The 8,132-nt window shown below is 67.3% G+C and carries 5 protein-coding genes and 1 pseudogene; 3 read left to right on the top strand and 3 right to left on the bottom strand.

The genetic code is table 11. From position 1 onward, the window contains the following. The first annotated feature begins 129 nt into the window (after nucleotides 1-129). Nucleotides 130-534, top strand: coding sequence for a VOC family protein (locus tag AC1D00_RS16445; protein WP_027544918.1), 405 nt, complete (start codon nucleotides 130-132; stop codon nucleotides 532-534). A gap of 36 nt (nucleotides 535-570) precedes the next feature. Here AC1D00_RS16445 and AC1D00_RS16440 read toward each other — a convergent pair whose 3' ends face one another. From AC1D00_RS16440 to mgtA, 3 genes are all read right to left on the bottom strand, one after another. Further along, nucleotides 571-1,503, bottom strand: coding sequence for a DMT family transporter (locus AC1D00_RS16440; RefSeq protein ID WP_404553206.1), 933 nt, complete (start codon nucleotides 1,501-1,503; stop codon nucleotides 571-573). Nucleotides 1,504-1,657: 154 nt separating this feature from the next. Continuing rightward, on the bottom strand, nucleotides 1,658-3,223 hold the full coding sequence (locus tag AC1D00_RS16435; protein ID WP_477011402.1) for a phytoene desaturase family protein: 1,566 nt from the start codon (nucleotides 3,221-3,223) through the stop codon (nucleotides 1,658-1,660). A gap of 132 nt (nucleotides 3,224-3,355) precedes the next feature. Then, a complete protein-coding gene (gene mgtA / locus AC1D00_RS16430; RefSeq protein WP_477011401.1) occupies nucleotides 3,356-5,857 on the bottom strand; it encodes a magnesium-translocating P-type ATPase in 2,502 nt (833 codons plus the stop codon). Between the two features lie 359 nt (nucleotides 5,858-6,216). Here mgtA and AC1D00_RS16425 point away from each other — a divergent pair, with 359 nt between their 5' ends. Both AC1D00_RS16425 and AC1D00_RS16420 read left to right on the top strand, forming a co-directional pair. Continuing rightward, nucleotides 6,217-7,509 (top strand): adenylosuccinate synthase, encoded by a 1,293-nt coding sequence (locus tag AC1D00_RS16425; protein WP_027544922.1) that lies wholly within the window; start codon nucleotides 6,217-6,219, stop codon nucleotides 7,507-7,509. A 37-nt stretch (nucleotides 7,510-7,546) separates the two neighbouring features. Beyond that, a pseudogene (locus AC1D00_RS16420) lies at nucleotides 7,547-8,132 on the top strand (hypothetical protein); the annotation flags it as partial.

Here is an 8,132-nt window from a genome sequence, read left to right as displayed (position 1 = left end):
GTCTAGGGTCTCATTCATTCAAGGTAACAGCTGACGGCGAAGTGCCGCAACGGCCTCGAGGCCGGCTGGCAATTTCGCAAGTAGAGCTTTGCAAGAGCGCGGCATTCCGCCGCTGAAGAAGGAAAAGCAATGTCCAGGATGATTCTGTTGAACCTGCCCGTGCGCGATCTCGCCGCATCGACGGCGTTCTATGTCGCGCTCGGCGGTACGGTGAACCCTCAGTTTTCGGGCGAGAATTCGACCTCGCTCATGGTCACGGACGCGATCGGCGTGATGCTGCTGACCCACGATCATTATCGCCAATTCACCAAACGTCCGATTGGTGACCCGCGCCGCGACAGTCAGGTCTTGATCGCCCTCACGGTCGATGACCGCGACGCCGTCGATGCAACGCTAACTCGCGCGGTGGCGGCGGGTGGTCGCGCCGATCCCAACCCGGCACAGGATCTCGGCTTCATGTACAACCGCCACATTGAAGATCCGGACGGCTATGTCTGGGAAATCGTATGGATGAACCCATCGGCGAGCACCTGAACGCAGAAGACTGCGCGACGAGCTTACGAGGGGAGTCTAACTCGCCTGCTTCCTTGACGCCGCGAATACGCCCGACAGCACCAGGGCAAAACCGATGAAGTGGAACGCCTGCGGGCGTTCGCCGAGGAAGACCATCGCCATGATCGAGCCGAACACCGGCACGACGTGGAAAAACGGCGCGGCGCGGTTGGCGCCGATCAGGCGCACGCCGCGATTGAAGCAGAGATAGGCGAGCGTCGAGGGGAACACCGCGACATAGAACAGCGTGAGCAGGTTCGGCCCGTCGAGCTTCATCACCGGCCGCGCGGACAATTCCCAGATCTCCAGCGGAATGAGGCAGGCGGCGCCGGCACCGAAGGTGAAGGCGAGGAACGACAGGCCGTGCATCGCCGGCCGCTTCAGGCTCAGCACCGAATAGAGCGCGAAGATCAGCAGCGCGAGGAGGAAGATGAGGTCGCCCTTGTTGAACTCGATGTTCGACAGCGTGGTGAAATCGCCATGCAGCAGGATCGTCAGCACGCCGCACATCGACAGCAGCACGCCGAAGGCCTGTGCCGCGGTGAGCCGGACGCCGAGGATCGCCAGCGACCACAGCGCCACGAGCAGCGGCGCGGACGACTGGAGCAGCAGCGTGTTGAGCGCCTGGGTATGCTCCAGCGCCCAGTATTGCAGCGTGTTGAAGGCGCCGATGCCGGTGATCGAGAGCGTGACCATCAGGCCGAGCTTGCTGCGGATCGCGGGCCAGTCCTGCGCGAGATGTTTCCAGGCGAATGGCAGCACGAGGAGGAACGCGAAGAGCCAGCGCAGGAACGACAGCGTGACCGGCGGGATGTGGCCGGCGGCAAGCCGCCCGACGATGGCGTTGCCGGCCCAGCACAGCGCGGTGATGCTGAGCAGCAGGTAGGGCTGGTTGGCGATCCAGTTGTGGCCGGGCGTCGCGGCGCTGGTGGTCTGGTCGGTGGCGGACATTGTGATTGTTATGGCCCCGCGTCATGCGCCGAGGCCCCGGCCCGGCGACGTCCGGGCCGGCTGGTAGCCCGGCCCGTTCAAAGACACGGAAATGCGCCCGATATCAATGGCGCGAGGTGCATCGCGACCATGCGTCGGTCGTAACAATGGAACATCAGGCCTTATTCTGCCGCGACGCATCGCGCGCCATCGCGTCCGGACGCATGGCGGCCCGCGCGGCCCAGCCCCCGCCGAGAATCGCTCCGGTAAAACCGCCACCATGGGTGAAGGCTGATGCGAGATAGAGGCCACCGATCGCGGTTGCGGCGATCGGCTTGAAGCCGCGCGTATTCGGCGCAAAGCCGTAGATTGAGCCGCCGGGCGTGTTGAGGTAGTGGGCAAAGGTTTCTGCCGTCGACATCTCGCGCTGCGTCACCGCACCGGCAATGCCGGGGAAGTGCCGGTCGAGATCGGCAATGACGCGGTCCATCCAGCGCTCCTTGCGAGCGCCTTTTGCGGCGCTGGAAAGGCCGGCCCAATTCTCGATCCGATCGACGCCGACGAGCGAGGCCAGATGAGGAGGATGCTCGTTCAGCCCGGAATCGATCTGATCATAGGCGACGAAACCATAAGGCGTAAGGCGACCGGACGAATCCTCGCCCAGAAGCGCGCCGGCCTCGCGAACGCCGGAGAGCGTGGTGAGCCAGGCCGGCAGGATGCTGGTCGAATAGTGCGACACCCCGAAATTGCGGGAAGGGCGGCTCAACCCGATCGACACGGTCCACAGTGAGATCGACGGCAGCTTGTCCTGATAAGGCGCCTGGAAAGCGGCGCGCTTGTCCTGCGGCAGCATCGCGRCCAGCACCGAGGGGGCCGCATTGCCGAACACGATCGGGGCCAGCTCTTCGCTCGCCTCGTCTGTTCCCGCCGCGCGATGGCGCACGCCGCGCACGCGGTCACCGTCCATCAGGATGGTCTCGACCTCGCGACCCGTCTCCGCCACACCGCCGGCGTCGCGGATGATTGCGACCAGGCGGTCGCTCAGCACTTGCGAACCGCCGCGTATATAGTGGCCGCCGCCGGAGAGATACGAGGCCTGCGGGATCGCGAACGGGATGAAGGGCATCGTGTCCGGATCGTCGGTGTAGTAGACGAGGTTCGAGGCCAGTGCGAGCTTCACCGGCTCATTGTCGCCGAACAGACGACAGAGCACTTCACTCAACGTGGCATGGCGGTCGCGGATCAGTGGCCACAAACGCCATGGCAAGGTCGGTGCATTCCAGAGCCACCAGTTGCGGTCGTCCTGATGCTCGCTCATCAATGAAACCGCCTGCCGCACCGCGTCGATACGTTCAAAATACTGCGCGATGCCCTTGGCCTGCGCAGGAAATTGCGATTTCGCCGCGGCCGACGCGGCATCGATCCCGCGCGGCATCACAAACGGGCGCTCGAACAGGGGGCTGCGCACCTCGTGCAGTGCGCCGACCTCGACGAAGGGCATGTCGCGGTCGATCCCGAGTGCCCGCAGGATCGGCAGCTTGGGATCGCCGGCATCGAGGCCGTCGATCTCGTGCAGCGACGCCTCGATCGCGAGCTGGCCATGACGATACACCGTGGCTGCACCGCCGAAATTGTGATTGCGTTCGAGCACCAACACCTTGTGGCCGGCCCGCGCGAACAGCGCCGCCGCGGTGAGGCCGCCGAGTCCGGACCCGATGGCGATGGCGTCGAAGCTGCGCATGGTCGTCTCCACGGACTGATTGCGGCTTCGCAACCCTTGGCTCGCGAAGCAGACGCCGCGTTGACATGCGTCAAGCAGGCCGCGCGAAAACAACCAAGGCCCTGGGCCGGTCTGACATATTGCCGTCACAGATCATCGGCTATTCCGCCTCGCGCGGATCGCAAACGGCTTCAACAGCTCCGCGCAGGCGAGATAGACAACGACTAGAAGCGCGATGCCGGCCATCATCAGCGGCGGCGGCGCGACAAAGCCGAACCAGGTGCCGACCGGCGTGAACGGCACGACCATCGCGACCAGCAGGGCGATCAGCGACGAGGCCGACAGCACTGGATCGGGCCAGTTGCGCCACGGTCGGCCGTTGGTGCGGATGACGAAGATCACCAGGATCTGCGTCGCCATGGATTCGATGAACCAGGCGGTGCGGAACTCGCCGGGCGATGCGTGAAACAGCATGATGAGGGCGCCGAAGGTCAGGAAGTCGAACACCGAGGACAGCGGTCCCATGATCGCGGCGAAACGCGCCAGCCGCGTCATGCTCCAGACCTGCGGCTGCGCGGTGGCCGCGCGCGAGACCCGGTCGAAGGGAATGCCGAGCTCGGAGAGATCGTACAGCAGGTTGTTGAGCAGGATCTGCGTCGGCAGCATCGGCAGGAACGGCAGCACCATCGAGGCGATCGCCATCGACAGCATGTTGCCGAAATTCGAGCTCGCGCCCATGCGGACATATTTCATGATGTTGGCGAAGGTGCRCCGTCCTTCCTCGACGCCGTCGGCGACGACCTCGAGATCCGAAGCGAGCAGGATCATGTCGGCGGCGGCCTGCGCCACGCCGGTTGCGCCGTCGACCGACAATCCGACGTCGGCAACCTTCAGGGCCGGTGCGTCGTTGATGCCGTCGCCGAGGAAGCCGACCACTTCGCCGCCCGCCTGAAGCGCCTTCACGATGCGCGACTTCTGGTCCGGCGCGAGGCGGCCGAAGGCGTCAGTGGAACGCACCTGCACGGCGAGCGCTTCGTCGCTGAGCCGTGCAACGTCGGCCCCCGACAGCACGCGCGCGGGATTCAGCCCGACCAGGCTCGCGAGCCGCTTCACCACCACGGGGTCGTCGCCCGAGAGGATCTTCAGGCCCACGCCGTTTGCCGCGAGCCGCGCGATTGCGGCTGCGGCCGTCGGCTTCGGCGGATCGGCGAAAGCGCAGAAGCCCTCGAAGGCGAGATCGGTCTCGTCCTCCGTCTCGACCTCGCGCACCACGCCGCTCCACGCCCGCGAGGCGATCGCCACGGTGCGCAGGCCCTCGCTCGCGAGCTCACGCACGCGTGCCAGCGCAGCAGTGCGCGCGCTCTCGTCCATCGTGCACAATGCGAGCACGGCTTCCGGCGCACCCTTGACGACGAGCAGCGTGCCTTCGGGGCCGGTCGCGAGCACCGATCCCAGCCGGCGCGAGAAGTCGAAGGCCTGCCTCCCGGCCAGGGTCCAGCCCTGCGCGGCGTCCGGCCGGCCGGCGACGAGCGCGGCATCGAGTGAGCCGCGATCGCCGCCGAGCGATGCCGCGATGGCGCCGAGCTGCGCAGCGCGGGCATCGTCCTTGCCCTCGGCGTCGAGGCTCCCAGCGAGAGTGATCTCGGCCGAGGTCAGCGTGCCCGTCTTGTCGGTGCACAGGACGGTCATGGCGCCGAGATCGTGGATCGCGGCCAGCCGCTTCACGATCACCTTGCGGCCGGCCATCCGCAGCGCGCCGCGCGACAGCGTCACCGTGGTGATCATCGGCAGCAGCTCCGGCGTGAGCCCGACCGCGAGCGCGACTGCGAACAGCAGCGAATCGAGCACGGGACGGCCGAACACGACGCGGACGGTGAGCACGACCAGCACCAGCGCGAGCGTGGCCCGCGCGATCACGAGGCCAAATTCGTGCAAATCGCGCTCGAAGGGGGAGGGGGCCTGCGTCTCTGCAAGCGCGGAGGCCGCCGCGCCGAACACGGTGTCGCGGCCGGTCCTGACGACGAGCGCGACCGCCTCGCCCGTTTGCGCCACGGCGCCGCGGAATAGTGCATTCGACGTGTCGTCGGGGTCGGCGGCGGCGCCGGCGCGCTTCTGCACCGGATAGGGCTCGCCGGTGAGCGCGGCCTCTCCGGCCGTGAAGGCGGTGCTCTCCAGGATCAACGCATCCGCCGGGATGATGTCGCCGGCGCGGACGCGCAGGAGGTCGCCCGGAACGACGTGGTCGACGTCGATCTCGCGGAAGGCGTCGTCGCGCCTGACCTCGGCCTTGAGCGCCACCGAGCGGCGGAGGATCTCGGCGGCGCGGACCGCATGGCCCTCCTGGATGGTGTCGAGCCCGATCGAGAGCACGAGAATCAAGACAATGATGAGCCCGCCGATGTCGTCACCGGTCAGCATCGAGACGATGCCGGCGACCAGCAGGATCAGCGACAGCGGCTCCAGCAGCCGGCGCAGGATCGCACGCGCGGCCCCCTCGATGCGCGGCGGCGCGTCGCTGTTCGGCCCGAAACGGCCGAGGCGTGCGGCGGCCTCGGTCGCAGTCAGGCCCTGCAAGGTGCAGCCGAGCTCAGTGCAGAGCGCATCCGTCGGCAGGCGCCAGAACTGGCTCGTCTGGCTGTTCGGTGGCTTGGTCACGGCATATCCGGCATGGAGGCCTTGGGGCCCGGGAAGGGTAAGCTGCGGAGGTGACAGCCATCCTTGGCGCAATCGCGGGCCGGAACGGTTGATGCGTGTCAATTCCGCTGCCGCCGGGCCGCCAACCTTTCAGGATTTTAAGGGGATATCAAAGGCTTGGAGTGCCTTCCCGACCTCGAAAAAGCCCCGTTCTTGCTTGCCTAGAGAGGCTGCTTCCTTTATCCGGTTGGCTGCCTTGCGTGCGAGCGGCCTTGGGCCGCAGAGAGGGCTTGGCGCAGGCATGATCCCGGAAAAGTGGGCACCGGTTTTCCGCGAGGATCATGCCTCCTAGAGACAGATTGAATAGGGATTACCCGCGAATGGCCAATGTTGTCGTCGTCGGCGCCCAGTGGGGCGACGAAGGGAAGGGCAAGATCGTCGACTGGTTGTCGGAGCAGGCGGACATCGTCGTCCGTTTCCAGGGCGGCCATAACGCCGGCCACACGCTGGTGATCAACGGCAAGACCTACAAGCTCGCGCTGCTGCCCTCGGGCGTGCTGCGTGAGCACAAGCTGTCGGTGATCGGCAACGGCGTGGTGTTCGATCCCGCCGCCTTTCTCGACGAGGTCACCAAGCTGCGCGCGCAGGGCGTTGCCGTCTCCCCGGAAAATCTGCGCGTCGCCGAGAACGTCACCCTGATCCTGCCGCTGCACCGCGAGCTCGATGCCTTGCGCGAGTCCTCCAACGCGGCGACCGCGATCGGCACCACGCGCCGCGGCATTGGTCCTGCCTACGAGGACAAGGTCGGCCGCCGCGCCATCCGCCTGATGGACCTCGCCGACCTCGACACCCTCCCGCACAAGATCGACCGCCTCTTGGCTCACCACAACGCCTTGCGCCGCGGCCTCAATCTGCCGGAGTTCGACGGCAAGGATATCCTGAAGGAATTGACCGCGCTGGCGCCGCAGCTTCTGCCCTATGCCGAGACGGTGTGGCGGCTGCTGGACATCAAGCGGCGCGAAGGCAAGCGCATGCTGTTCGAGGGCGCGCAAGGCGCGCTGCTCGACGTCGACCACGGCACCTATCCCTACGTCACCTCGTCCAACACGGTGGCGGCGCAGGCCGCGACCGGCTCGGGCCTCGGCCCCGGCGCGGTCGGCTACGTGCTCGGCCTGTGCAAGGCCTATACGACCCGCGTCGGCCAGGGCCCGTTCCCGACCGAGCAGGACAACGCGATCGGCCGCAAGATCGGCGAGCGTGGCCGCGAGTTCGGCACCAATACTGGGCGGCCCCGCCGCTGCGGCTGGTTCGACGCCGTGCTGGTCCGCCAGGCGGTCCGCACCTGCGGCATCAACGGTCTCGCGCTGACCAAGCTCGACATCCTCGACGGCTTCGATTCGATCGAGGTCTGCACCGGCTACAAGCTCGACGGCAAGGAGATCGACCACTTCCCGGCCGGCGAGGGCGCCCAGGCCCGGGTCGAGCCGATCTACGAGACCATCGAGGGCTGGAAGGAGCCGACCGCCAGTGCACGGTCCTGGGCCGACCTGCCGGCCCAGGCCATCAAATATGTCCGCCGGATCGAGGAATTGGTGGGGTGCCCCGTCGCGCTGCTTTCCACCAGCCCCGAACGCGAAGATACTATCCTGGTACAAAATCCGTTTGAGGCTTAACGATCTCTTACCGGGAGGCGCGTATAGTTGAGTAGAAATGGCTGATTACTATCCGCTGATCGCCCGCGCTATTGCCGCCCTGGACCCCAACGCTCCCGGCGAAAGCCGTCGCGCGCTCTATGAGCGGGCGCGCACGGCGCTGATCGCACAGCTCCGCAGCGTGCAGCCGCCGCTCTCCGAATCCGAGATCACCCGCGAACGGCTGTCGCTGGAAGAGGCCGTCCGCAAGGTCGAATCGGAGGCCGCCCAGCGTGCCCGCGAGGCCTCGCGCCCCGGTGGCGGCACCCGCAGCAGCGGCAGCGGCGATGCCTTCCGCCGGGCCAGCACCCGTGCCACCGAGGGCAACCCGGCCGCAGCCTCTCCCGCTGCTCCGCCGCGCACCCGTCCGGCGCCGACGCCGCCGCGCGCCGACCGCCCGTCCTTCAACGTCGATGATCAGGGTGACGCCCAGCGTCCGCCGCGCGCGCCCCGTTTCGACGCGCCGCGCCAGCCGGGTCCGCCGGCGATGCCGGAGCCGCCGGCCCCTCCACCTTCCGGACGCGAGCGCGCGCCTGGGCGCCGCCCGCCGGACATCGGACCTCCGCCGCCGCTGCCGCCCGCACCGGGCGTGCGCGGCTTCCGCG

The organism is Bradyrhizobium sp. P2_E8 (assembly GCF_056403875.1).
The sequence above is the reverse complement of the archived record's forward strand: the minus strand, read 5'-3'. Positions and strand labels throughout refer to the sequence as shown.